Source organism: Streptomyces sp. NPDC057438 (assembly GCF_042802995.1).
Lineage (GTDB): Bacteria > Actinomycetota > Actinomycetes > Streptomycetales > Streptomycetaceae > Streptomyces.
In genome coordinates, this window is sequence record NZ_JBHVDD010000079.1 from 23,742 (window position 1) to 49,149 (window position 25,408).

Consider the following 25,408-nt stretch of genomic DNA (forward strand, 5'->3'; position numbering starts at 1 on the left):
GGTCAGGCGCCCGACTGCCGTACCAGTTCCCGGGCGAACGCCTCCGTCGCCGGCGCCGTCCAGCGTCGGCGGTGCCGGGCCAGCCGCACGGGGACATCGTCGAAACCGGGCCCCGGCACCCTCGTCAGCCGCCCCTGCTCCAGATACTCCGCCACGGTCGTCAGCGGCAGCAGGGTCAGCCCCAGCCCGGCGGCGGCGCAGGACCGTGCCGCGTCCACACTGCCGAACCGGGTGAGCCGGGGCCCGGTCCCGGGCAGGGCGAGCAGCCGCCGCTCGAGCGCGTCACTGTACGAACAGCCCTGCTCCAGCAGGAAGAAGGTCTCCGTCGCCAGCCGCGCCCAGGTGGCGGGACGGGTACGCGCCGCGAGCGGGTGGTGGGGCGCGCACACGAGGGCGAGCGGTTCGCGGGTGACCGGCTCGGCCGTGATCTCCGGGAAGTCGGCCTCGTCCTCCAGCAGCAGCGCCAGATCCAGCCGCCCGGCCCGCAGCCCCGCGACGCACTCCGCCGTACCGGCCGCGTGCAGGTCGACGTCCACCTCGGGGTGGCGGGTGCGCAGGGCCGCGATCACGCCCGGCAGCCGGGTCGCGCACAGCGACTCCGGGGTGCCGACCCGCACCCGCCCCCGTACGACACCGTCGCCCTCCCGGCCGCCGGCCCGCAGCCGTGCCACGGCGTCGAGGACCTCCTCCGCGCCGTCCAGCAGACGGCGGCCCGACTCGGTGAGCAGTGTGCCCGTGGGCAGGCGGTCGAACAGCCGGGTGCCCAGCTCCCGTTCCAGGGTGCGGATGTGCACGGTGACCGTGGACTGGGCGAGGTGCAGTTCGGCGGCGGCCGAGGTGAAGCCGCCGGTCCGGGCGAGGGTGGTGAAGGTGCGCAGCAGTCTGGTGTCCACGACGCCAGCGTAGGCCGCCCATCGCTCATCCCGATGGATGGCATCGAAACCGATCGTTGGACGCGATCCCCGTCCGGTGACAGCGTGGGGCCATGACCCACGACACGAACGCGACGAGCCCGCTGTCCCGCCCCGACCCGTCGGCCGGTGCGCCGCGCCCCGGGAACCCGCTGCCCGGGGACCCGTTGCCCGCGATCCTGCGCTACTCCGCCTTCACCGACGACCCGGCGGGCGGCAACCCGGCCGGGGTGGTGCTCGACGCCTCCGGACTGGACGACACGGCGATGCTCGCGATCGCCGCCGAGGTGGGCTACTCGGAGACCGCCTTCGTCACCGCCGCCGACGAGGCCGCGCGCCGGTTCCGGGTGCGGTACTTCAGCCCGCTCGCCGAGGTGGCGTTCTGCGGGCACGCGACGGTCGCCCTGGCCGTGGCCCTCGCCGGCCGACTGGGCCCCGGCGAGGTCCTGCTCGACACCCTCGCGGGCGAGATCCCGGTCGCCACCTCGGTCGACGCCTCCGACGGCACGGCCCGCGCCACCCTCACCAGCGTGCCGGCCCGCTCCCGCCCCGCCACCGCCCCCGAGCGGGACGCGGCGCTGGCGGCCCTCGGCTGGTCCGTCGACGACCTCGACCCGGCGCTGCCGCCGCACGTGGCCTTCGGCGGTGTCCAGCACCTGGTCCTGGCGGCCGGTTCCCGCGCCCGCCTCGCGGACCTCGCCTACGACTTCGACGCCCTCGGGGACGTCATGCGCCGGCACGACTGGACGACCGTGCACCTGGTGTGGCGCGAGTCGCCGGACCGCTTCCACGCCCGGGACCCGTTCCCCGTCGGCGGGGTCGTGGAGGACCCGGCGACGGGCGCGGCGGCGGCCGCCTTCGGCGGCTACCTGCGCACCCTCGGCCTGGTCGGCGCCCCGGCCACCGTCACGATCCGCCAGGGCGAGGACATGGGCCGCCCCAGCGAGCTGCGCCTCGACGTCTCCCCCGAGGACCCCCGCTCACGGGTGACGGGCCGGGCGGTGCCGATCGGCTGAGCCGGGGGCGAGGACGGACAGAGGGCGAGCGGCTGCTCCAGCTGCCGGAGCAGACCGGCCACGGCCTCGGCAGGTCCATGATGACCGTCGGTCTGGTACTGGCCCCGCAGGGTCTGGTGATGAACGAGACCGCCGGGGCGGCCACGGGCTGACCCCCGCACGGCCCCGTGACGGCGACGACCCCCGGGCCCGAGGGCCCGGGGGTCGTCCTTGCCTGCGGCGTCGCCCGTGTCGCTACGACCCGTGCGTCAGCGCGCGTTGATCAGGTGGTGCGGCGGCACCTTCACCGTGCGGGCGCCCGGGGTACCACCCAGGACCACCTTGCGCAGGGCGATGTTGTTCTTGTGGTTGCTCTCCTGGAGACGGTTCTCCGGGTTGGCGATGACCTGGATGTAGTACGTGCCGTTCGGCAGGTCGGTGATGTCGAAGGACTGGCCGGGACGGTACTGGGTGTACGTGTCGCCGGAGCCGACGTCGAGGACCTCACGCACGGAGATGGCGTCCTCCGAGCCGCACGCGGTGGACAGGTCGGTGTTGTCCGGGTGCCAGTTGGCGTTCTTCACCGTGTAGTCGATGGCGTCGGTGTTGGCCAGGCAGAACGCCTCCTTGCCGGAGCGGACCTGCTTGGACTGGTCCGCGCTGAGCAGGCGGTAGCTGGCGAAGTCCGTGAAGTGCCAGTGCTCGTGGCCCTCGCGCGGGTCCCACTCCATGGTGCCGGTGGGGGTGTAGCCGATCTGCTTGCCCTTGGCGTCGTAGAAGTACTGGTAGGCGTCCATCTTGTCGGCGCCGGGCTTGCGGAAGCCGTCGACGACGAGGGGCGCGGGGCCCGCGTTCCAGACGTTGGCGCTGAAGGCGAGGTAGTCCTTGCCGGCTACGTCGCCGTCCTCGCCGTCGGTGATGGCGATGTCCCAGGCGGGCAGCGACCGCAGGTCCGGCTTGGGAACGCTCTTGGCGACGCCCGCCTTGCCGGTGGGCCGCTTGGCGTTGGCCTTCAGCGCGGGCGCGATGCGGGAGCCGTCGGTGTGGCCGGCGCCGTCGCCCAGGTGCTTGGCGATGCCCCGGTCGACGAGGGCGAAGGGGAGCTGGGGCGGGGTGGGGGCGTCGGCGCCGCGCGGGCCGTAGTGGTGACCGTCCTGGGCCGGCTGTCCGGCCGGGGCCGACTGCGAGGAGTGGCCGCCGTGGCCGCCGTGGTGGGACGACGAGGACTTCGACGCGGTCAGACCCTCGCCTCCCTCCTCGTCCTTGCGGACCGTCACCTTGATGGTCGGCTTGTTGTCGGGGATGCCGAACAGGTCGCGGTACTTCTTCGCCACCCGCACCTGGGCGGTGTACTCACCGACGGGCAGGTCCACCATCGTGTCGTAGTCGTAACCGGTGGTGTTGGTGGCCCAGCCCTTCTCCACACCCCACACCGAGCCCAGCGTCCACGGGTTGGTGGAGCAGCTCTGCGGATAGTGGTTGGTGGAGGGGGCGTCCGGACGGATCCGGCCCGAGGCGTTGTTCGGGCAGAAGTTGCCCTTGGTCTTCACGACCTGCTTGCCGGTCGCGTCCTTGACCGAGACCTCCAGGAAGCCGGTCAGGCCGGAGAAGTCGTCGACCGTGCCGGCGGGCAGGGTCCTCGTCTTCACGGTCTTGCCGTTGCGGAGGATCTGCTTGGCGACGATCGGGTCCTTGTACGACTTCCGCGTCACCTGGACCTCCAGGGGCGCGTTGTCGACCGAGAGGTACGTGCCGAGCTGGAGGTTGACGCCGCTGTTCCCCTCCCAGCGGGTGAGCGTCACGGACTTCGACGCGGCGATCAGCTTGATCTGCGGCGTCCCGGGCTTCGCGGCGGGCGCGGCACCTGCGCCGGGCGCGGCACCGGCCACGGCCGCCACCACGGTGAGGGACGCCAGGGCGGCGAGGCCGGGACGCTTCAGGCGGCTGCGGCGGTCCTGGCCGGCACCGCCGGCCGTCCCCTCCGCGGCCCCCTCGCTCCCCGAGCTGTTCGAACTGTTCGTCGGACTGGTCATCTGGCTGGTCATCGGTTCCTCGTCTGCGAGTGCCATGGTCGGTGGCATCGGACTGGACAACCCACGGACGACGGCCGGCCGCCCGGACGCACCCCAACACGTCCCGGCCGACCGGACTCGAACCCTCCGCCCTGTGAGCAACCTGTGAGACCGGTAAATCAGGTGCGGGGGTTGCCTGTTGCCGCGGAATTCGACGAAAAGCGCGGTGAGCACGCGTCGGACACATGCCGGTGCGTCCCTGCGGAAACGGCTCCAAGTCCGTGGCGAATCCCCTCAGGAGCATCACACAGCCTGCACACAGCTCTGAGAATGCCTCGTTAGCGTTGCTGACCACTCGATCCGCTCGATCCCACGTGCGAACGTGACGTGGCCGGGCCGCGGCCCGGCGGGTCGACGGCATGTCAACACAGGAAGACCTCGATGGACTACTGCTCCTCATGTCGCCGACATCTCAACGGTGCCCTCGTGTGCCCCGGCTGCGGCGCCTACGCGCCCGACATCGCCCCGGCCACGATCGACAGCGGTGTCACCCCGGCCGGCCCGGCGACCGGGGCGGTGACGGTCCCGGCGGCCGACTGGGGTTACGGGGCGGCGGACGACGGCCCGCACAGTGGTCCGGTGGAGGGGTTCCCGGCCGGGGGATTCCTGGCGGACGGGTTTCCGGCGAAGAGGTTCCCGGCGGACGGGCCCGCGTCCGGCACCGGGGACGCGGCCGCCGAGGTCGCCGCGGACATCGATGTCGACACGGAGGGCGTTCCGGAGCCTTCGCGCGGGCGGGCCGCGCGGCGGCGTCAGCTGGCCCGGTGGAAGAAGAACCAGCGCCGCGCCGTGGTCGCGACCACGGTGGCGCTGGTCGGCGGCGGTCTGACCGTGCTGGGGATGGACCGGCAGTCCACCGACCGCACCCAGGCGGCCACGGCGCCGGACGCCGAGAGCCTGGGCTCCGTCGAGGAACAGGGCTCGCAGCGCGGCCGTACGCCGGATTCGGAGACCGACGACGCCCGGCGCACCGCGGACGCCCCCGCCCCGTGGACCCCGTCGGGCGACACCTCGCGCGACCGCTCCGCCGCGAACCGCTCCGGCTCCCGCGCGGCCCAGCCCGACGCCCCGCACACGGCGTCGGCCACACCGTCCGCCGAACGCGCCCGCACCGGTTCCGCCGGCACGGACGGCACGGCCACCGACACCGACACCCCCACGGACAGGGCGACGACACCCCCGGCCACCGACGCCCCCGGCTCCTCGGCGGACACCGGCACGGGCGCGGACACGGGCACGGGCACGGGCACGGGAAGCGGCGCGGACACGGGAAGCGGCGACACCGGCTCGGGCAACGCCAACGGCAACGGCTCGGGCACCGGCGGCGGCACCGGCGCGGCGGACGGTTCGGGTTCCGACACCGCGACGACGTCCCCTTCGGGGTTGTGCCTGCTCGGGATCGTGTGCGTGAACTGACGTACGCCGGGCGGGAGCTCACCCCCGCCCGGCACCCGGCCCCTGGCGCGTGCCTGACGTGCTCGTCGGCGCTTGTCCGTGCGCGTCAGGGCTGGTCGGCCATCGGGCGTGGCCAGGAACGTCCGCTGACGCGTTCGATGTCGGTGCTGAACCGCTCCAGACGTGCCCGGGCCAGGCGTTGACCGGCGGTGACACTCCGTCCCTCGGCGAGGGCCCGGCGGCCGGACGGACGGTCGAGATGGGGCACGACCGAGGCGTAGAACCGGTGCACGGCGTCGTCGACCCTGCGGATGACACCGGACTCGGCGTTGCCCGGCCACGGACAGGCACGGACGCTCAGGTGCGGACGCTCAGGTGTAGACGAGGGGGCAGCCGCGTCGTAGGGCGTGCTGGGCCGCGCGCAGGTACAGGGCCACGTAGAAGGCCGCGTCGAGGTCGTCGGCCCACGGGCCCGGCCTTCGGGCGGCCAGTTCCTTCGCCGGGCCGTCGAGGAACCACGTCGTCAGGTCGAGGTTGTCGCACATCGCCGGGGTCTCGGGCGGCAGTTCGACGGCCGCCGCCAGACGCTCGGCGAGCGCCAGCACCCGGGGGGCGCCGGCGACCACGGTCGAGTCCGTGTAGGCGGACCCGACACCGTCCAGCCGGATGTCCTCCTCCAGCTGCATGGGCACCAGCACCGTCCACCCGCAGAGGGTCTCCGTCTCCTCGTGCGTGAGACGCGCCTCGCACAGCCTGACGAATCCGTCCATCGGCGGGACCAGTTTCTCCTCGAACGCCAGGCCCGAGCCCCGGACGAAATCCGTCTCCTCGGGCATCGACTCGAAGGCCGGCAGCCCCCGCCGCCGCAGTTCGTCGTTCAGCGCGAGAGCGACCCGCCCCCAACCGTCCTCGGGCTCCTCCCCCTGTTCGAACCACTCCCGCCTGCCGACGCTCACCACGTAGATGCCCATGCCCGAAAGGTACTCCGGGCCGCTGACACCCCGGACCCGTCACCGACGGAACCTCCTCCCGCGCCCGCGCGTCCCCTCTGTCGTACAGCTGACCGAGGAGTCCACCGGCGCCGACACGACGGCGCACAAGGACCCCTCCGCCGCCCGGAACCCCGGCAACGGCCCCCCGACACCACAGGGAGCGACCGACCACCGTGCTCGTACTCATCCTGTCCGTCCTCGTGCTGCTCGCCGTCGGCGGCGTCGTCTGCGTCTACTGGACGGCCCGGGGCGACGCCCCACGCTGGGCCCGCGGCGTGGCGACGGCGACCGACGTGCTGAGCGAGGTCGCCCTCAAGGCGAACAAGAACTCCACCTCCCGCAACAACGGGGGCGACTAGGGCCCTTCTAGGATGCGGCCGGCTGCGGCCGCCGGGTGGACGGGCGGGTCATCGCATACCGGCCGCCCGACCGGGGCACCGGAGCTAGGCTCGGCGCGTGCAGGCGCCAACCGACAGCGGCAATCCATTGGTCACGGCATTCCCGGCCGAACTCGCGAGCGACGCCGAGGCGGTCCTGGCGGTGATGCCAGCTGCCCGGCTCCAGCCGCTCGCCTCGTTCTCCGTCGTGGTGGCGGGCCGGCAGGTCTCGATCCCCGGGCGCCTCTACAACGACGAGCCGCCCGCCGAAGCGGTGGCGTCGCTTTCGCCGCGCCGACGGCAACTCCTGCACTGCCTGTACTCACGGCACTGCGACGGGGTGGTCAGGCAGCGCCATCTGGAGAAGATCGTCGGTTCCACGGACCCATGGGTCGTCCCGTTCGTCGTGCAGCTGGCCGGCGAGTACGTCGTGGAGATCCTGGTCGTCATCCGCGAAGCGCTCCGTGACCTCAGCACGCCCGGTACGCGCGGCCACCTCGCGTACGGGCAGTTCGTCGTGGACAACCCGGCCTTCTTCGCGCGCACGCAACGGCGCGTCGTGAGCTACTGGAGCTGCTATCACCGCGGCGCCTACGCGAGTTTCCAGGGCTACCCGGGGTGCACTCTTCTCGACCTCCTCCGGGCGGCCGCCTCCGACAGAGCGGGGCGCCCCTGGCCCAACCTCGCTCCAGCCGGCGGCAGGGTGCACGGCTACTGCTAGAACCGGGCCGGGACGACGCGGGGGGCGCGCGATCAGGCGACCGTCCCGCCCGCGTTGCGGATCAGCCGCCGGAGCACCTTCAGTGTGGTGACGTAGTCCGCGTCGTCGATGCCCTCGTGGAGGGCGGCGCGGATCGCGGGAGCGTTGCGCGCGAGGTCGACGCGGGCCTGCTCCCCCGTCGTCGTGAGCCACAGCCGGTCGTCGGCGTCCCGGGTCAGCCAGTCTCGCTCCAGGAGCACCTCGGACTCCGCCGCCAGATCGTCCTCGGGCCGGAGGTAGGAGGCCATGGCCGCCCGCAGCTCGGGCAGGGTCATCCCGTCGCCGTCGGGCGAGAGGTCGTTCGGCGACAGGTTGCGCAGCAGCCAGAACTGGGGCTGGGTATATCCCTTCTCGGCCTGCCGGGCCCGGGTGTACGCGATGAGGGACTCGTGGGCGACACCGGTCCAGTACGCGGCGGGCTGTGCGGCGAGTTCGGCGTCGGAGATTTGCTGGGTCATGGGAATCCCTTCGGAACGGATGGGCGGGGGACACTCGGAGCCCTCACCGCGTGCGGGCCATGCGGTGACCGTAGGACCTCAAGCAAGGTTGAGGGCAAGGGCGTACTCCTCGGCAGCGCGAGCCGGTCCGCATGACTCCCGGGCCCGGGAGCGAGCCGGTGCCCGGTCGCGGTCATCCCGAGGTCCGGGTGGCCGCCGCCGTGGCGCTGGGCGAGCGCGGGGACCCGAGGACCACCGAGCTGCTGCTGCCGCTCCTGCGCGATCCCGACGAGCGGATACGGGTGGGAGCGCTGCGAGGGCTGGAGGGACTGGGGCGACACGGGCGGCTCCGCCGACAGCGGCGCGCGACGGTCGAGGCGCTCCTCGCTCTCCTGACGGCCGACGAGGCGGTCCTCCGCCACACCCGGAACGCGCTGAGCGAGTACCCCGAGGCGCTTCCCGCTGTACGGCGGCTGATCGGCCACCCGTCCGACGGGGTCAGGGCGGCCGTCGTCTCCCTCCTGGACGAGGACGGTGACGTGCGCATCCTGCTCGACCACCTCCACGATCCGTCGGAATCGGTGCGGTACGAGGCCCTGTGCGGGATCAGCCGGTACGTGGACGGGTACGGCGAGCTGCCGCGCGACGCGGACGGCCTGCTCGGCGAGATCGAGGCGCTCGCGCACATCCCCCGCTCCTCCGTCACCTCGTTCAACATCGGGCTGACGGCGGGCCGGATCGTCGACGCGTTGGGCAGGCGCGGGACCTCCTGACCCTTCCGGGAAACGGCGAAGGCCGGCTCGACGCGGGTGGCGTCGAGCCGGCCTGTGCCGTGATGCGAACCGTTGCCGGCCGGCGGTCAGTCCGTGCCGGACTCCATCGCCGCGCGGTCCAGCAGCGCGTCCTCCTCCGAGACCTCGCCGCGGGAGGCGATGGCCTCGGCGCCGCCCTGCGGCAGCTCCGGCATGGTGCCGATCAGGCCGGTGGCGGCGGCCTGGGAGGCACCGACGGTGGGGCTGCCGGTGCCGATCAGGCCGAGACCGGCGTACTGCTCCAGCTTGGCGCGCGAGTCGGCGATGTCGAGGTTGCGCATGGTGAGCTGGCCGATCCGGTCGACCGGGCCGAAGGCCGAGTCCTCGGTGCGCTCCATGGACAGCTTGTCCGGGTGGTACGAGAACGCCGGGCCCGTGGTGTCGAGGATCGAGTAGTCCTCGCCGCGCCGCAGCCGGAGGGTGACCTCACCGGTGACGGCCGCGCCGACCCAGCGCTGCAGGGACTCCCGGATCATCAGGGCCTGCGGGTCCAGCCAGCGGCCCTCGTACATCAGGCGGCCGAGGCGACGGCCCTCGGAGTGGTACTGGGCGAGGGTGTCCTCGTTGTGGATGGCGTTGACGAGACGCTCGTACGCGGCGTGCAGCAGGGCCATGCCGGGGGCCTCGTAGATGCCGCGGCTCTTGGCCTCGATGATGCGGTTCTCGATCTGGTCGGACATGCCGAGGCCGTGGCGGCCGCCGATGGCGTTGGCCTCCATCACCAGGTCGACGGCGGAGGCGAACTCCTTGCCGTTGATGGTGACCGGGCGGCCCTGGTCGAAGCCGATCGTCACGTCCTCGGTGGCGATCTCGACCGACGGGTCCCAGAACCGGACGCCCATGATCGGCTCGACGGTCTCGACGCCGGTGTCCAGGTGCTCCAGGGTCTTGGCCTCGTGGGTGGCGCCCCAGATGTTGGCGTCGGTGGAGTACGCCTTCTCCGTCGAGTCCCGGTACGGCAGCTGGTGCGCGACCAGCCACTCGGACATCTCCTTGCGGCCGCCGAGCTCGGTGACGAAGTCGGCGTCCAGCCAGGGCTTGTAGATCCGCAGGTGCGGGTTGGCCAGCAGGCCGTAGCGGTAGAACCGCTCGATGTCGTTGCCCTTGAAGGTCGAGCCGTCGCCCCAGATCTGGACGTCGTCCTCCATCATCGCCCGGACCAGCAGCGTGCCGGTGACGGCACGGCCGAGCGGGGTGGTGTTGAAGTACGCCCGCCCGCCGGAACGGATGTGGAACGCGCCGCAGGTCAGCGCGGCCAGGCCCTCCTCGACCAGCGCGGCGCGGCAGTCGACCAGGCGCGCGATCTCGGCACCGTAGGTCTTCGCGCGGCCGGGCACCGAGGCGATGTCGGGCTCGTCGTACTGGCCGATGTCAGCCGTGTAGGTGCAGGGGACAGCACCCTTGTCGCGCATCCACGCGACGGCGACCGAGGTGTCGAGCCCGCCCGAGAAGGCGATGCCGACGCGCTCGCCGGCCGGAAGAGAGGTGAGGACCTTGGACATAGGAAGATTATGCACGCTAACGCATGATCATGCAAAGCCGGGTGGTGGTGATTCAGCTCCCATCGCCGCCGCCGTCCCCCTCCCCGCCCTCACCGTCGCCGAGTTCGGTGAACAGGGTCAGCTGGAGGGCCCCCGGCGCCTCGAGGCGGGCGTTCAGGGAGTTCCAGGGAGTGCGGGTCGGCTCGGCGAGCACCTCGGCTCCGGCCGCCGCCAGCCTCGCCGTCGCCTCGGTGGAGTCGTCCACCTGGAAGGCGACCCGGATCTGCCCGGCCACCCGGCGGCCGACCTCCACCTCGTCGATGAACTCCGCGTGGCGCGGATCGGTGATCTCCAGCGTCGCCCGGCCCGCTTCGAGGATCGACACCCGCCCCCCGTCGGACGAGAACGCGGCCCGCTCCGGAAGCCCCAGCACATCCCGGTAGAAGTGCAGTGCGGCGTCGTAGTCGGCGGCCGTGACGACCAGCCGGAGTTCACGGACGGCGGGTACCTCGCCCTCGGACAGGTGTTGACGCTCGGACCGTCGCTGACGCTCGGACATACGGACTCCTCGGTGTTCGCGGGCGGTTGTAGGGTCGCCCGTCATGGGTTCCCCTGTGGAGGACTGGCGTGCGGACCGGATCGGAAGCGCGCTCCGGGGCCGCAACCCGACCGTGCTGCGCCGGCTCACGGCCGGGTTCGCGGTGATCGGGGACACGCAGTTCCTGCCCGGGTACTGCGTGCTGCTCGTGGACGATCCGGCGGTGGGTCGGCTGTCGGAGCTGCCGGCGGAGAGGCGGACGGCGTTCCTGGCCGACATGGACCGGCTGGGCGAGGCCGTCGAGCGGGCCTGCGCACGGCTGGATCCGGCGTTCCGGCGGGTCAACCTGGAGATCCTCGGGAACAAGGACCCGTTTCTGCACGCGCATGTGTGGCCGCGCTACGCGTGGGAGCCGCCCAGGCTGACCGGCAGGCCGGTGTGGCTGTATCCGCGGGAGCGGTGGAGCGACGGGAGGCACACGCTCGCGCCGCGCCACGACGGGCTGCGCGAGACGATCGGCGAGGAGCTGGACCGCCTCGCCGACCGGCCGGGGAGCCGATCAGCCACCTAGGGCCCTGCGAGCAGGCCGTCCGGCAGTGCGGTCCCCGTCCCCGCCAGGTGACGCAGCGCCGTCGCGATGGAGTGGCAGTCGAAGAGGGCCGAGTGTTCGTCGCCCGGGACGGCCGGCCGGGGGAGGCCCAGGGCCTGCCACAGGCGGCCCGAGTTGACGCCCGCCGTCGTCGGGGCGACGGCGTTCAGCCAGGGGCGGAGGTTGACGAAGCCGGGGGTGAGGGCGCTGTGCCCGATCTCCTCGCCCCGGGCCCGTGCCCAGCCGATGTTCTCGCCGACGACGACCATGTCGTTGCCGTAGGAGAGGACGGCCTGTCCCTGGCAGAAGGCGAGGAAGTCGCTCAGCGCCCGGGCCGGCGCGAGACCGTCCCGGTCGACCGCCCCCTGCCCGATACCGGTGAGGGCGGTGAAGTGCGGGGAGAGGACCGGGTTCACCACCGGCCGGACCAGCGTGTCGTACGAGTCGACGACCGCGTACTGCGCGTTCAGCCGCAGTGCGCCGATCTGCACGATCTCCCGCAGCTGGCCGGGGGCCGACCAGTGCTGTTCCATGGCCCCCGGCCAGGTCGTGAACTCCAGGTCGAAGATGACGAAAGTGGACAAGACGCTGCTCTCCCAGGACGTGCGGGCGGTGACGGAAGCGTCCTACCCACCGCGGCCGACGATTCAGGGATTCGGGGCCACGAGACGGATCGGGGCCATCGGGCCGCTCCCGGTGGACAGGCCCACGTCCGGCAGCCCGTTCGGCAGGAACCGCCGCGCGTCCGCCGCCGCGATCCCGGACTTCAGCGCCGCCCCGGAGCCCGGGCCCGTGTCCAGGGACGGGCACAGCCCCTTCACCAGGTGGATGATGATCGCCTCGTCGATCGGGCTCGGCTCCAGCTCCGTACCTTCCTCGTTGAGACGCTGGTACTTCATCAGGTTGTAGCCCATGGAGAGCTGCCGCTTGCCGTCCGCGCCCGTGAAGCTGATGGTGCCGGCGCCGAAGACCCCGCCGTCGTGGCCCCAGAAACGCCCGCAGCCGGGGAGGTCGAGGGCGTAGATGCCGAGGCCGTAGTCGATGGCGGAGTCCGGGCCGACCAGTACCGGGACCGTGCGCCGCATCTCCGCGAGGGACGCCCGGCCGACGAGGCCGCCGGTCAGCAGCTCGCGGTAGAAACGGTTGAGGTCATCGGTCGTGGAGACGATCGCGCCGGCGGACCAGGACATGTCGTAGACGCTGTAGTCGCGGGGCGGGTCGATCAGCCCGTAGAACGACTCGTACATCCGGGCGTGCGGCCCCTTGAGGTACGGGGTGCGCGGGAACGAGGTGTGGTTCAGCCCTGCCCGGTCGATGACATGCCGGGTGATGTACGTCGACGCCTTCTGGCCGGTGACCTTCTCCAGGATCAGTCCGGCGATGACGTAGTTGGTGTTGGCGTACGAGCCGGGCTGTGCGCCGGGGCTGCCGGTGGCGGGGGCGGCGAGACCGAGGCGGACCAGTTCCCGGGGGCTGATCGAGCGGAAGCGGCCCTCGTCGAGGCTGCTGGTGGAGCCCTGCGCGAGGGAGGGGAAGGCACCGAGGACGTAGTCGCCGATGTGGCTGGTGTGGTTGAGCAGCATGCGTACGGTGATGGCGTCACCGCGCTCCCGGGCGTTCGCGTCGGTGCCGGTCCCCCTGAACAGCTCGGGGACGTAGCGCGTGACGGGGGCGTCGAGGCGGATCCGGCCCCGCTCCACCTGCTGCATGACCGCCACCGCCGTGAACGTCTTGCTGATGCTGCCGACGCGGTGCCGCATGTTGGGGGTGACCTTGCGCCCCGTGTCCACGTCGGCCGTCCCCGACGCGCCGGTCCAGCGCTCGCGGCCGTCGCGCACCGAGGAGTACGTGCCGTACATCCCGGCCTCGTGGATCGCGGCGAGCGTGCCGCGCAGTTCGGCCCGGTCCAGCCTGCCCGACCCGGGAGCGGTGCCGTCGGCGGTGCTGCTCGCCGCGGGGACGGCCGAGGCGGCCGGTACCGCCGTGAGAAGCAGGAGTGTGGTGCCCAGAGCCGCCCCGGCGAGATGGGTGATGCGCACGGTGTTTCCCTCGTTTCCGGCGTTCGTGACGACGCCGACGCGCCCGACCCCGGCACGTCCGGCTTCCGCAAGGCCCGGGTGGTCAACTCCCGTGCCCTGTACAGCGATTGTCACGAGCAGCCGGTGCGCGCCGCATCGTTCCCGTGGACGAGCGGCTTCACAGCGGGGCCATGACATCTGTCACGGCCCCGCGTACGTCGGTGACGGGAGGGGGGCAGAGGCCGTAACGGGACTTCATGTGACGCCAGACGTCGCGGAACATCCACGGGTCGAACTCGGTGATCTGGGTGGCGCTGCCGGCCTTCATCAGGAAGCAGCACTGGCCGGTGGGGGACCAGTCGTAGAAGTCGTCGAGGCCGAAGGTGTGGCCGACCTCATGGAGGTAGATGTGGATGTCGTCCTGGCCGAGGGCGCCGGTGAAGGAGGAGCGGCCCATGCGCTGCCCCCGGTCACCGCCGGCACCGCCGCCGAAGCCCTCGGTGAGCCAGAGGGACTGGTCGTAGTGGCGGGCGGCGCCGCCGGGACAGCGTGAGCAGTTGCCGCCCTGGTGGAAGGAGCGGCCGCAGTCGGGAGCGCGCTGCGGGGCTCCGGCGCCGTCCAGCATGGTGGTGTAGACGTCGACGGAGTGCCGGTCGGCGCACCCCGCCCGCTCGCGAGCGGAACCGCCCCCCGTGGACCGGCGCCACGGATCACCCCCATGGACCGGCACGGACCACCCCCATGGCTGCCGGACAGCTCGCCCTCACCCCACCGCTTCTCCGGATCAGCGCACAGCCCCTCCCCCGCCCCCCGCCTCCCCCGCCTCCCCGAACCGCGCCAGTGCCACCCCGCCCCCCACACACCCCACGAACCCGATCACCGCCAGCCACCCGTACCCGTCCCGTGTCGAGTCGCCGAGGCAGGCCACCCCGAAGGCGCCCGGCCAGACGGTCTCGCAGATGACCATCGCCGCCGTGGCCGCCGTCACCGAGCCCGACTGGAGGGCCTGGACGAGGAGGAGGTAGCCGCCGAGACCGGAGACGACGACGGCGTACGCGGACGGCTGGGCCAGAATCGCCGGGACGGTCGCGTCCGGCAGCAGACGTACGGCGATCGCGGTGAGGCCGAAACTCAGGCCCGCCGCCGCGCCCAGCACGACGGCCCGGCCCCGCCGCAGCCGGCCGCCCAGGACCCACCCGCCCGCCACCACCAGCACCGACGCCACGAGCACCGCGACCCGCAGCCCGGTGTCGCCGTGGCCGTCGCCCGTGCGCCCGGCGGACACCGCGAGCGTCGCGAGGCCCAGGCACACCACGGCCACCGCACCCCACTCGGCCCGCCGCAGCCGCAGCCCCAGTACGAGCGTGCCGCCCACCGCCGTGACCGCCAGCGAGGCGGCCACCGCCGCCTCCACCAGGAACAACGGCACCAGCCGCAACGCCACCACCTGCGCGGCGAAGCCCGCCGTGTCCAGGCCCGCCCCGGCGAGGAAGGGCCAGCCGCGCAGCACCTCCACCACGGTCCGGCCCCGGCCCCGCACGTCTTCGCGTCGCGCCGCCCGCCGGGCGCCCAGCGCCTGCAGCACGGTCGCCGTCCCCATGCACACCGCCGCGCACAACGCCCACACCACACCCACCGCCATGGGGGCACCGTAAGCGGCGGGAGGGGTCCGGGCCGGGCAACACCAGCGCACGCACCCACGTGGCCGTCACCCTCGCGCTGTCACACCGCCCCCGCCCCCGCACCCGCCCCGCACCCTCACGACCGCACAAAGTGCGACAGATTCATTGCTCCCGTTCTGTTCGAAGTCCTAGGGTGGGCGCGGTTTTTCAACAACTTCGGACACCATCCGACGCTCCTCAGCACGTGCACTCCCCAATGTCGTCGAGGAAGGCCCCGGTACATGCCAGACCAGCACCCGCACACAGGTACCCCCGCCGCCCGCCCCGTCATGAGCCGCCGCCGTCTGCTGGAGGGCAGCGCCGCCCTCCTCGGCGCCGTGGCCCTCTCGGGCGGCGCCGCCCACGCGGCCCCCCTCCTTGCGCCGAAGGCCGACGGCACCCCCGAGTGGTCCGGCAGCATGGCGCTCTTCCAGGTCGGTGCCGAACCGCCGCACACCACCCTCATGCCGTACGCGGACGTCAGACAGGCCCTGGCCGGCGACCGCACCCGCTCCCCGTACCGGCTGAGCCTCGACGGCAAGTGGCGGTTCGCGTACGTCGACAGGCCCGGCGACCGGGACGAGGACTTCTACAGGACCGACGTCGACGACAGCGACTGGGACACCATCCCGGTGCCGTCCAACTGGCAGCTGCACGGCTACGACTTCCCCATCTACATCAACATCACCTACCCCTGGTGGGGCCCCAACGGCCTCGGCGAGGAGGCGCAGCCGCCGAACGCGCCGACCCGCTACAACCCCGTGGGCCAGTACCGCCGTTCCTTCAACCTCCCCAAGGACTGGACGGCCGGCGACCGCCGCACCTTCCTGCACTTCGAGGGCGTCAAGTCGGCCCACTACGTGTGGATCAACGGCGAACTCGTCGGCTACCACGAGGACTCGTACGACCCGGCCGAGTACGACATCACCCAGCACCTGAAGCCGGGGTCGAACCAGATCGCCGTCGAGGTCTACCGGTACTCGGACGGCGACTGGCTGGAGGACCAGGACATGATCCGGCTGAGCGGGATCTTCCGCTCGGTCTACCTCTACTCCACCCCGGCCGTGCACCTGCGCGACTTCAAGCTGGACACCCCGCTCGCCGACGGCTACACCACCGCCGAGCTGGCCGTCACCGCGAGCGTGCGCGCCTACGAGGCCGGGCACGAGGGCGCGTACTCCGTCGAGACGCAGCTCTACGACGCGGGCGGACACGCCGTCTGGTCCCGCCCCCTCGTCCAGTCCGTCACCGTCGCCGCCTCCGCGGTCGGTGAGGACGTGACCGTCCGGGCCGCCAAGGCCGTCCCCTCCCCCGAGCTCTGGTCCGCCGAGCACCCGACCCTCTACACGGCCGTGCTGCAGCTGCGCGACCCGGCGGGCAAGGTCGTCGAGACCCTCTCCCACCGCGTCGGCCTGCGCGAGTTCGCGCTCAAGGACGGGCTGATGCGCATCAACGGCAGGCCGGTCTCCCTGCGGGGCACCAACCGCCACGAGATGCACCCCGACCGGGGCATGGCGCTCACCCGCGCCGACCTGGTCCAGGACATGCGCATCATCAAGCGCCTCAACATCAACTCCGTCCGCACCTCGCACTACCCCAACAACCCGCTCTGGTACGAGCTGGCGGACGAGTACGGCCTCTACCTCGTCGACGAGACGAACCTGGAGACGCACGGCATCCGGGACCGCTTCCCCGGGAACGACCCCGACTGGACCAAGGCCTGCGTGGCCCGCGCCCGGAACATGGTGCACCGCGACAAGAACCATGCCTCCGTCGTCATCTGGTCCCTCGGCAACGAGGCGGGCGGCGGCTCCTCCTTCGTCGCCATGCGCGACTGGATCGAGTCGTACGACAAGACCCGTGTCATCCAGTACGAGGGCGACGACCGGCCGACGATCAGCCAGATACGGTCGGAGATGTACGACAGCCCGCAGCGGGTCGAGCAGCGGGCGAAGGACACCTCGGACACCCGGCCGTACGTGATGATCGAGTACTCGCACTCCATGGGGAACTCGACCGGCAACTTCAAGAAGTACTGGGACCTCGTCCGGCGCTACCCCGTCCTCCAGGGCGGCTGGATCTGGGACTTCGCCGACCAGTCGCTGACCTGGCCGATCCCGCGGCTGAAGGTCTTCACCGACGAGGGCCCGAGCAAGCTGCAGGGCCAACTGCTCACCGCCGCAGGAACGTTCAGCCGCGACAAGGGCCTGTCCGGCGCCACGGGCTTCACCCGCGACCCGGCTCTGGACCTCACCGGCTCCCTGACGCTGGAGGCGTGGTTCACCCCGCACGTCACCGGCGGTCACCAGCCGATCATCGCCAAGGGCGACACCCACTACGCGCTGAAGCAGAGCGAGAAGAACATCGAGTTCTTCATCTACGGCGGCGGCCAGTGGGCCAGTGTCAGCTGGGGGCTCCCGGCCGACGGCTGGACCGGCCGGGAGCACCATGTCGCCGGTGTCTTCGACGCCGGTTCCGGGTCCCTCACCCTCCACGTCGACGGCGAGGTGAAGGCGACCCGCACCACGACCCGGCGGCCCAGCGTGAACGTGGCCCCGCTCGCGCTCGGCACCGACACGGACAACCCGACACGCGAGCTCAGCGGCACGATCCGGCGGGCGCGTGTGTACGCCCGCGCCCTGAGCGGCTCCGAGCTGGCCTCCACGGGGCGTGGCGCCGGTGACGCCGGGGTGCGCTTCTGGTTCGACGCGGCGACGGTCCCGGTGGAGGAGAGCCGGGCGAAGGACCGTTCGTTCCTCGCGTACGGCGGTGACTGGGGCGACAACCCCAACGACGGCGCCTTCGTCGCGGACGGCATCATCAAGGCCGACCGGAGCCACACCGGCAAGGCGGCCGAGGTCAAGCGCATCTACCAGGCCGTGCACGCGAAGCCGGCCACCGGCACCGCCCTGACCTCGAAGAAGGTCACGCTCACCAACGAGTACCTCTTCACCAACCTCCGCGAGCTGGACGGCGGTTGGACCCTGGTGGCCGACGGCAGGAAGATCCAGGAGGGCCGCCTCACCCGCGACCAGCTGGACGTCGGCCCCCTGTCCAGCAAGGACATCACCGTCCCCTTCGACCTCCCCGCCTCCCCCGCCCCCGGCACCGAGTACTTCCTCGAACTGTCCTTCACCACCAAGGACGCCGCCCCCTGGGCCGAGGCGGGCTTCGAGGTGGCCCGGGAGCAGCTGTCCGTGGACGCGGGCAGCCCGGCGGTGACACCCGTCCCCCTGGCGGACGTCCCGGAGCTGAAGTACGAGGAGAGCGACGAGGCCGTCACGGTGACCGGCAAGGGCTACCCGGGCCGCTTCTCCGTCACCGTCGACAAGGCGAGCGGCACGATCACCTCGTACAAGGCGGGCGGCAACCGGCTGATCTCCTCCGGCCCGGTGCCCAACTTCTGGCGGGCCCCCACCGACAACGACCACGGCAACGGACAGCACACCCGCAACCAGACCTGGCGGGACGCGGGCACGAACCGCAAGGTCACGGGCGTGACCGTGCGCGCGCTCGGTGAGCGGGCCGTGGAGATCAAGGTCAGCGGCACACTCCCGACGACCACCGAGTCCACCTACACCACCACCTACACGGTGTTCGGCAACGCCGAGATCAAGGTCGACAACACCCTGCACCCGGGTGCCTCCTCCCTCCCGTACATCCCGGAGGTGGGCACCCTGTTCCTGCTCAACCGCCGCTTGGAGCGCCTGCACTACTACGGCCGCGGCCCCGAGGAGAACCACTGGGACCGCAACAACGGCACCGACGTGGGTCTCTACTCCGGTGACATCGCCGACCAGTGGTCGGGCTACATCCGCCCCCAGGAGAACGGCAACAAGACCGACGTCCGCTGGGCCGCCGTCACCGACCGCGACGGCCAGGGTCTGCTGGTCTCGGGCGACGCGCTGATCGAGATCAACGCCTCGTACTTCACCCCGGAGGACCTGTCGACGGGCCTGCGCCACGACTACCACCTCACCCCCCGGGACACCCCCGTCCTGCGCGTCAACCACCGCCAGATGGGAGTCGGCGGCGACAACAGCTGGGGCGCCCACACCCACGACGAGTACAAACTCTTCGCCAACCGCGACTACGCGTACACGTACCGGCTGCGCCCGCTGTCGGACGTGGCTGGGGCGACGGCGGCATCGAGGAGGCCCACGGCGGCCAAGTGACCCGTCGGCACCGGTGACCGAACCCACCGGCAACGACCGCACCGCCGACACGACCGGCCCGAAGGTCCCGTCTCCCCGTGAGGCGGGACCTTCGCGTGCGCACGGCGGCGGGCCCACCCGCACCGCCCCCACGCCCAGGGTCCCGGCACGCCGACCGTACGAAGCCCCGGCGAGTCCCTGCTGCGGACGTTCCGGAGCCGTCGACCACCAGGCACCGCACCACACCCCCGGACACGGACCGGCCGACCCACCTGCCGAGCCGCATCCGCATCCGTATCCGCAGAGCACCTGGTCCGCCGCCAGGGCGGCCCGCCACCTCACCCTCCACGGCCCACCGCCGCGAGGGCGGCGCGAGCGCACGGCGCGACGGCAAGTCGGCGAGTCCGCGAGTCGGCGGCCATGCCGGCGAATCCGGGCGGCGACGCGCGCACCGCCCTGCACCGGGACGACGGCCACGGCGAACGAGGACGCGGCCGATTTCGTCCGGTGGACGGCGAAGGTGACCGGTCACAATCCCTGACCAGGCCGAACGCCTCCTGGGCCCGACCGCCCTTCCCGAGGCCGGGCGAGCCCGTGCTCCCCTCACGCAACACGACCGCCCGAGCGCGGCGCCGGGCCCCGAGAGGCCCGGCACCGTCACGTTGTGACCGGTTCAAAAACCACCTGTGCCGCACCCGTTGACTTCCGTCTCTCCCGGCCCTACTTTCGGCCAGCCGAAATGTTCGGCGAGCCGATCCTTGTTCGAGATATCGACCCCCGGATATTCATCGAAGGAGCCGAATGCACCCCCCTGTCCGCGCCAACTCCCGTGATTTCAGGCGCCGTTGCAGAACCACGCTCATACGGTCCCTCGCCCTGGCGACAACCGCGGCGGCCGCCCTTCTCTTCGCCCAGCCGCCCACCGGCACCACCCACATGAGCGCCCCCGCAGCCGAACTCCAAACCGCGCCAGTCGCGGTGACGGACCGTCACATACCGGTACCCGAAGCCCCGATGGGCTGGGCCTCCTGGAACGCCTTCGCCGCGAAGGTCGACTACGACGTCATCAAGCGGCAGGTGGACGCGTTCGTCGCCGCCGGGCTGCCCGAGGCCGGCTACGAGTACATCAACATCGACGAGGGCTGGTGGCAGGGCACCCGCGACAGCGCGGGCAACATCACCGTCGACGAGGCCGAGTGGCCCGGCGGCATGAAGGCCATCGCCGACTACATCCACGGCAAGGGCCTGAAGGCGGGCATCTACACCGACGCCGGCAAGGACGGCTGCGGCTACTACTTCCCCACCGGCCGCCCCGCCGCGCCCGGCAGCGGCAGCGAGGGCCACTACGTCCAGGACATGACGCAGTTCTCGAAGTGGGGCTTCGACTTCGTGAAGGTCGACTGGTGCGGCGGCGACGCCGAGGGCCTCGACCCGAAGACGACCTACCAGGCGATCAGCGACGCCGTGGCCACCGCGACCGCCACCACGGGCCGCCCCCTCACCCTCTCCCTGTGCAACTGGGGCTACTCCAACCCCTGGAACTGGGCGCCGGGCATGGGCCCGATGTGGCGGACGAACACGGACATCTTCTACCACGGCCAGGGCCTGACGTACGCGGGCATGCTGACCAACTACGACCGGAACGTGCATCCCACCGCCCAGCACACCGGCTACTACAACGACCCCGACATGCTGATGATCGGCATGGGCCTCACCGCCGCCCAGGACCGCACCCACATGAACCTGTGGGCGGTCTCCGGCGCCCCGCTGCTCGCGGGCAACGACCTCTCCACCATGTCCACCGCCACGGCGAACATCCTCAAGAACCCCGAGGTCATCGCCGTCGACCAGGACCCCCGCGGCCAGCAGGGCGTCAAGGTCGCCGAGGACACCACCGGCCTCCAGGTCCACGGCAAGGTCCTCTCCGGAACCGGCAACCGCGCGGTCGTCCTGCTCAACCGCACCTCCACCCCGCAGAACATGACCGTCCGCTGGTCCGACCTGGGCCTGACGAACGCCCCCGCGACCGTCCGTGACCTGTGGAGCCACAGCGACGTCGGCACACCCGGCACGAGCTACACCACCAGCGTCCCGGCGGGCGCCTCCGTGATGCTCACGGTCAAGGGCGGCACCGAGCAGGCGTCGAGCGCGTACACCGGCACCGCGAGCTTCTCCGGTGTGGTCGCCGGCAACACCGGCCTGAAGACGGTCGACGTCTCCTACACCAACAACACCTCCTCGGCCCGCGTCGGCACCCTCACCGTCAACGGCCAGACCTCCACGAAGGTCTCCTTCCCGCCGACCGGCTCCTCCCCCGGCACCATCTCCGTCGCCATGTCACTGACGAAGGGCAGCGCCAACACGATCACGTTCTCCGGCGCCCCGACCCTCGAAGGCATCGTCGTACGGCCGCTGCCGGGCACCAACGGCACCCTGATCACCGGCACGGGCTCCGGCCGCTGCGCCGACATCGACAACAACACGATCACCAACGGCACCGACGCCCAGCTGTGGGACTGCTCCGGCGGCCGGAACCAGGTCTGGCAGCACACCTCCCGCAAGGAACTCGTGGTGTACGGCAACAAGTGCCTGGACGCCTGGGACAGGGGCACCTCCAACGGCACCCGTGTGGTCATCTGGGACTGCCACGGCGGCACCAACCAGCAGTGGAACGTGAACGCGGACGGCACGATCGTCAACGTCCACTCCGGTCTCTGCCTGGACGCCTACAACGCGGCGACCGCCAACGGCACGAAGCTCGTCCTGTGGTCCTGCAACGGCCAGAACAACCAGAAGTGGAGCCGGACATGAGCGACACCCCGCACGGACCGGGCCCGCAGGGCCCCTCGCGCCGCCTCTTCCTCGGCATGGCGGCCACCGTCCCCCTGGCCGCGACGGGCGCGCTGACCCTCGGCGCGGGCACCGCCCACGCCGCCGACTCGGCGTACGCGATGGTCTACTTCACCGAGTCCACCACCATGCTGGAGGCCGACTACGGCCTGCACCTGGCCGTCAGCCAGGACGGACTCAACTGGACCCCGCTGAACCAGAACGCGCCCCTGGTCACCCCGACCCAGGGCGCCGGCGGGCTGCGCGACCCGTTCCTGCTGCGCAAGCAGGACGGGACGTTCGTCGTCCTGGCGACGGACCTCAAGGGCACCGACTGGAACTACAACAGCACCTACATCCACGTCTGGGACTCGGCCGACCTGCGGACCTTCACCGGCTACCGGCGCGTGAAGCTGCACGACATGACCAACACCCACAGCTGGGCCCCGGAGGCCTACTGGGACGCCTCGCGCGGCCGGTACGGCATCCTCTACTCCTCGGTGAACAGCAGCGGCCACAACGTCATCATGGTCAGCTACACCACCGACTTCGTCACGACGTCCAGCCCCCAGGTCTTCTTCGACCCCGGCTACGACATCATCGACGGCAACCTCACGGTCGGCGTCAACGGCGTCAACTACCTCTACTACAAGGTCAACCAGACCCTGGTGGGCGCCCGCTCGACGACCCTGGACCCCGGCAGCTTCACCCCGTTCAGCACGGCGGCCTCCCACGGCGGCACCGAGGCCCCCACGGTGGTGAAGTCCCTGACCTCCAACACCTGGTACCTGTGGGGAGACACCTACACCCCCAACGGCGTCTTCTACGCCTGGCAGTCCAGTGACCTCGCCGCCGGCACCTGGACCGCCCTCGACCAGCGGCTCTACACCCAGCCGCTCAACTCCAAGCACTGCGGCATCCACCCGATCACCTCGGCCGAGTACACCAACCTGCTGGCCAAGTGGGGCGCGCCCGCCTGGAACCGCCTCAAGTCGTACAACTTCCCGTCCCGCTACGTCCGCCACAGCAACTACGTGGGCCGGATCGACGCGTACCCCTTCGACCCCTTCACCGACTCGCAGTGGAAGCTGGTCCCGGGCCTGGCGGACGCCTCCGCGGTCTCCTTCCAGTCGGTCAGCCACCCCACCCGCTACCTCCGGCACTACAGCTACAACCTCCGGCTCGACGTGAACGACGGCACGCCGACCTTCGCCGCCGACGCCACGTTCACCCGGGTCGCCGGGCTCGCGGACTCGACGTGGTCGTCCTTCCGCTCGTACAACAACCCGACCCGCTACATCCGCCACAGCAACTACGTGCTCCGCATCGACCCGATCTCGACGGCGACGGAGAGGGCGGACGCGACGTTCCGGGTCGGCTACTGAGACGACCGTCCCGCCCGGTGTGACCTGCGGTCCCCCGCGCCCCTGTCTCCCGGGGGCGCGGGTCGCCGCGCGAACGGGCTTGTCCGGCAAGCGTGTTGGGGCCCGGCGGGTCCTGGCATCGTGCGCGCATCTGCGATGCTGTGCGGATGAGCAGAGCATGGCAAGGACACCTCATCGAGGGCACGCGCTTCGTGGTCCCGGCGTACGGTGTGACGCCCAGGCACGTGCTGTGTGCGATCGGCGTGGGCCTGGATCTCGACGTCCTCGGCCGCGTGGTCGAGGAGGCCGGCGGCGGGGGCTTCGAACTCGACGAGTTCCAGCGGGAGCCGGACCCTCGGATGCGGGAGTGTTTCGACGCCGCGCTCGAATCCCGCCAGGTCACCGGCGAGGACGGGTTCGGCGAGAGCGACTGGGCCGCGGTGGACGCACACGACTCGGTCGTCTACGTCCTGTCGCCGCCGATCTCCCAGGCCACCGGCCTCGACGTGTCCCGCCGCACGCTGGCCGTCACCGCGGCCCTGCTGGCCAACGGGGTCACCGCGGTGAAGAACGAGTCCAGCGGGGTGGCCTGCGGGCGCGACCGGTGGCTGGCCCTGGCGAGCGAGGCGGCGGCCGCCGAGACCGTGGACGACCTGGCCCTCGCCCTCGTCCGGGCCTGGGTCGCGCCGGTGATCTACGACGGGGAGGTCTACTACAGCTGCGGCATGCACCTCCTGGGCGAGGCCGACGTGGAGCTGGCCCCCGGGACCACCGGGGTGCCCGAGCCGAAGCTGATGCTCGACTGGATGACCACCATGGAGATCGCGTCGTACTACCTGCTGACCGAACAGCCGGAGCACGGAGTCCAGGACGGCGAGGGCTTCCGCGTCACCCAGGACGCCCCGCGCTGGATCATGAACCGTGTGGAATGCGAACGCTTCGAGGACGACGACTTCTTCCACAACCCGTACGGATACTGGCGCCTGACCCCGGCCGCCCGCAGCCCACAGAGACGGGTGAGGCTCAGTGTGCGCAACCCCCGCGCGACCCTGAGAACACGACGAAAGGGGTGAGAACGGCTAGGGCACGGCTAGGGCGTGAAATCTCCGGCCCACGGGCCGAACGCCGCGCCCTCCTCCGGCGTCTCAGTACCGATCGCGGCCCCGCCCACCCGGGCGACCGCGCCTGGAGCGAAGAACCGGAGGGACACATGGCCGAGCGCACATCCGCCAGGCCCGGCACGATCGCGGCCGTGGCCATCGCCGTACTGGCTCTCGGCGGACTCCAGGGCTCGACGGCCGGCGCGCAGACCGTGGCAGCCGCACCGGCCGCCACGACCACCTGCCACGGCACCCGCCCGGAGGGCAGCTTCACCGAGCGGGCCGGGGCCGACACCGTGGACGAGACCCCGCTGGAGCGGACCCTCACCCGCCTGGAGAAGCTGGCGACCGGAACCCACGCCGACGCCTACGCGGGACTGGTCGTCGACGAGGACACGGCGACCGCTGACCTCTACCGCATCCCCTCCGCCGCCTTCGACAAGGCCGCCTGCGACGCGGCCGAGCGGGGCGTGACCCTCCGCATCCACGACCACGACATCAACGAACGGGACCTCACCGTCCTCCTCGACCGGATCAGCGAGGACATGACCCGCTGGGACGGGACCTTCGACCTGCGCGAGGTCGGCCTCGACGGCACCGGCCACATCGTCATCGGCGTCGACGACCCCGCCACGGCCGAACCGATCCTCCACGCGGCCTTCGGCGAGCACAACGCCAAGCACCTGGTCGTCGAGTACGCCCCCCAGGCGCACTTGCTCTGACCGGCGGATCTCCGAGGTGCAACGCCCCCGAGGATCCGCTATAGTTGATCACGAGCCGCTCACCGGAAACGGAAACGCCCGGTAGTACTCAATGCGTTGGTGGTCCAAGGAAAGACGCCCCGCTTCCTGCGGGGAAATGCAGGTGCAAGGCCTGCCCGGCGCTCCATGACGAGAGCCCCGCTTCGCCCAGGCGAAGCGGGG

The 25,408-nt window shown here is 71.6% G+C and carries 21 protein-coding genes and 1 pseudogene; 11 read left to right on the forward strand and 11 right to left on the reverse strand.

The features are described from left to right. Positions 1-2: 2 nt before the first annotated feature. Complete coding sequence (locus ACFU5F_RS32405; RefSeq protein WP_383895017.1) at positions 3-893, reverse strand: LysR family transcriptional regulator; 891 nt, start codon at positions 891-893, stop codon at positions 3-5. A gap of 92 nt (positions 894-985) precedes the next feature. Between ACFU5F_RS32405 and ACFU5F_RS32410 the strand changes: the two genes are divergently transcribed. After that, positions 986-1,927: a PhzF family phenazine biosynthesis isomerase gene (locus ACFU5F_RS32410; RefSeq protein WP_383895020.1), complete on the forward strand. Its 942-nt coding sequence runs from the start codon at positions 986-988 to the stop codon at positions 1,925-1,927. A 248-nt stretch (positions 1,928-2,175) separates the two neighbouring features. Here ACFU5F_RS32410 and ACFU5F_RS32415 read toward each other — a convergent pair whose 3' ends face one another. Further along, positions 2,176-3,975: a lysyl oxidase family protein gene (locus ACFU5F_RS32415; RefSeq protein ID WP_383895023.1), complete on the reverse strand. Its 1,800-nt coding sequence runs from the start codon at positions 3,973-3,975 to the stop codon at positions 2,176-2,178. 429 nt (positions 3,976-4,404) lie between these two features. Here ACFU5F_RS32415 and ACFU5F_RS32420 point away from each other — a divergent pair, with 429 nt between their 5' ends. Then, positions 4,405-5,394, forward strand: a complete 990-nt coding sequence (locus ACFU5F_RS32420; protein ID WP_383895025.1) for a hypothetical protein — start codon at positions 4,405-4,407, stop codon at positions 5,392-5,394. Positions 5,395-5,479: 85 nt separating this feature from the next. On the opposite strand, the gene ACFU5F_RS32425 is transcribed toward ACFU5F_RS32420, so the two are convergent. Together ACFU5F_RS32425 and ACFU5F_RS32430 are read right to left on the reverse strand one after the other, a co-directional pair. After that, positions 5,480-5,641: a hypothetical protein gene (locus tag ACFU5F_RS32425; protein ID WP_383895028.1), complete on the reverse strand. Its 162-nt coding sequence runs from the start codon at positions 5,639-5,641 to the stop codon at positions 5,480-5,482. A 103-nt stretch (positions 5,642-5,744) separates the two neighbouring features. Next, positions 5,745-6,344 carry a hypothetical protein gene (locus tag ACFU5F_RS32430; protein WP_383895031.1) on the reverse strand — a complete coding sequence of 200 codons (600 nt, stop codon included), beginning with the start codon at positions 6,342-6,344 and terminating at the stop codon, positions 5,745-5,747. A 194-nt stretch (positions 6,345-6,538) separates the two neighbouring features. Here ACFU5F_RS32430 and ACFU5F_RS32435 point away from each other — a divergent pair, with 194 nt between their 5' ends. Both ACFU5F_RS32435 and ACFU5F_RS32440 read left to right on the forward strand, forming a co-directional pair. Continuing rightward, complete coding sequence (locus tag ACFU5F_RS32435) at positions 6,539-6,724, forward strand: hypothetical protein (protein ID WP_383895033.1); 186 nt, start codon at positions 6,539-6,541, stop codon at positions 6,722-6,724. 97 nt (positions 6,725-6,821) lie between these two features. Next, positions 6,822-7,463 (forward strand): hypothetical protein, encoded by a 642-nt coding sequence (locus tag ACFU5F_RS32440; protein WP_383895036.1) that lies wholly within the window; start codon positions 6,822-6,824, stop codon positions 7,461-7,463. Between the two features lie 32 nt (positions 7,464-7,495). Here ACFU5F_RS32440 and ACFU5F_RS32445 read toward each other — a convergent pair whose 3' ends face one another. Continuing rightward, positions 7,496-7,960, reverse strand: coding sequence for a MarR family transcriptional regulator (locus ACFU5F_RS32445; protein WP_383895038.1), 465 nt, complete (start codon positions 7,958-7,960; stop codon positions 7,496-7,498). A 158-nt stretch (positions 7,961-8,118) separates the two neighbouring features. Between ACFU5F_RS32445 and ACFU5F_RS32450 the strand changes: the two genes are divergently transcribed. Beyond that, positions 8,119-8,712: a HEAT repeat domain-containing protein gene (locus tag ACFU5F_RS32450; protein WP_383895041.1), complete on the forward strand. Its 594-nt coding sequence runs from the start codon at positions 8,119-8,121 to the stop codon at positions 8,710-8,712. Between the two features lie 86 nt (positions 8,713-8,798). On the opposite strand, the gene argG is transcribed toward ACFU5F_RS32450, so the two are convergent. Together argG and ACFU5F_RS32460 are read right to left on the reverse strand one after the other, a co-directional pair. Next, on the reverse strand, positions 8,799-10,253 hold the full coding sequence (gene argG, locus ACFU5F_RS32455; protein ID WP_383895044.1) for an argininosuccinate synthase: 1,455 nt from the start codon (positions 10,251-10,253) through the stop codon (positions 8,799-8,801). Positions 10,254-10,305: 52 nt separating this feature from the next. Next, positions 10,306-10,791 (reverse strand): VOC family protein, encoded by a 486-nt coding sequence (locus ACFU5F_RS32460; protein ID WP_383895047.1) that lies wholly within the window; start codon positions 10,789-10,791, stop codon positions 10,306-10,308. A gap of 43 nt (positions 10,792-10,834) precedes the next feature. Here ACFU5F_RS32460 and ACFU5F_RS32465 point away from each other — a divergent pair, with 43 nt between their 5' ends. Continuing rightward, the gene (locus ACFU5F_RS32465; protein WP_383895050.1) at positions 10,835-11,341 is read left to right on the forward strand and encodes an HIT family protein; all 507 of its coding nucleotides are present in this window, start codon (positions 10,835-10,837) and stop codon (positions 11,339-11,341) included. On the opposite strand, the gene ACFU5F_RS32470 is transcribed toward ACFU5F_RS32465, so the two are convergent. From ACFU5F_RS32470 to ACFU5F_RS32485, 4 genes and pseudogenes are all read right to left on the reverse strand, one after another. Next, positions 11,338-11,943, reverse strand: coding sequence for a 3'-5' exonuclease (locus ACFU5F_RS32470; protein WP_383895053.1), 606 nt, complete (start codon positions 11,941-11,943; stop codon positions 11,338-11,340). The genes ACFU5F_RS32465 and ACFU5F_RS32470 overlap by 4 nt on opposite strands. A 63-nt stretch (positions 11,944-12,006) precedes the next feature. After that, positions 12,007-13,398: a serine hydrolase domain-containing protein gene (locus tag ACFU5F_RS32475; protein ID WP_383895055.1), complete on the reverse strand. Its 1,392-nt coding sequence runs from the start codon at positions 13,396-13,398 to the stop codon at positions 12,007-12,009. A gap of 217 nt (positions 13,399-13,615) precedes the next feature. Continuing rightward, positions 13,616-14,026 (reverse strand): annotated as a pseudogene (locus tag ACFU5F_RS32480) (hypothetical protein); the annotation flags it as partial. A gap of 135 nt (positions 14,027-14,161) precedes the next feature. After that, positions 14,162-15,019, reverse strand: coding sequence for a hypothetical protein (locus ACFU5F_RS32485; protein WP_383895057.1), 858 nt, complete (start codon positions 15,017-15,019; stop codon positions 14,162-14,164). Positions 15,020-15,280: 261 nt separating this feature from the next. On the opposite strand from ACFU5F_RS32485, the gene ACFU5F_RS32490 reads away from it, so the two are divergent. The 5 genes from ACFU5F_RS32490 to ACFU5F_RS32510 all read left to right on the forward strand — a co-directional run bounded on the left by ACFU5F_RS32490 (position 15,281) and on the right by ACFU5F_RS32510 (position 25,207). Next, positions 15,281-19,213, forward strand: coding sequence for a glycoside hydrolase family 2 TIM barrel-domain containing protein (locus ACFU5F_RS32490; protein ID WP_383895060.1), 3,933 nt, complete (start codon positions 15,281-15,283; stop codon positions 19,211-19,213). 780 nt (positions 19,214-19,993) lie between these two features. Next, entirely contained in the window at positions 19,994-22,003 is a 2,010-nt protein-coding gene (locus tag ACFU5F_RS32495; RefSeq protein WP_383895061.1) for a ricin-type beta-trefoil lectin domain protein, read from the forward strand. Continuing rightward, positions 22,000-23,406, forward strand: coding sequence for a glycoside hydrolase family 43 protein (locus ACFU5F_RS32500; protein WP_383895064.1), 1,407 nt, complete (start codon positions 22,000-22,002; stop codon positions 23,404-23,406). The genes ACFU5F_RS32495 and ACFU5F_RS32500 overlap by 4 nt, the downstream gene beginning before the upstream one ends. Positions 23,407-23,552: 146 nt before the next feature. Next, the gene (locus ACFU5F_RS32505; RefSeq protein ID WP_383895066.1) at positions 23,553-24,458 is read left to right on the forward strand and encodes a hypothetical protein; all 906 of its coding nucleotides are present in this window, start codon (positions 23,553-23,555) and stop codon (positions 24,456-24,458) included. Between the two features lie 137 nt (positions 24,459-24,595). After that, the gene (locus tag ACFU5F_RS32510; protein WP_383895068.1) at positions 24,596-25,207 is read left to right on the forward strand and encodes a hypothetical protein; all 612 of its coding nucleotides are present in this window, start codon (positions 24,596-24,598) and stop codon (positions 25,205-25,207) included. Positions 25,208-25,408: the final 201 nt, after the last annotated feature.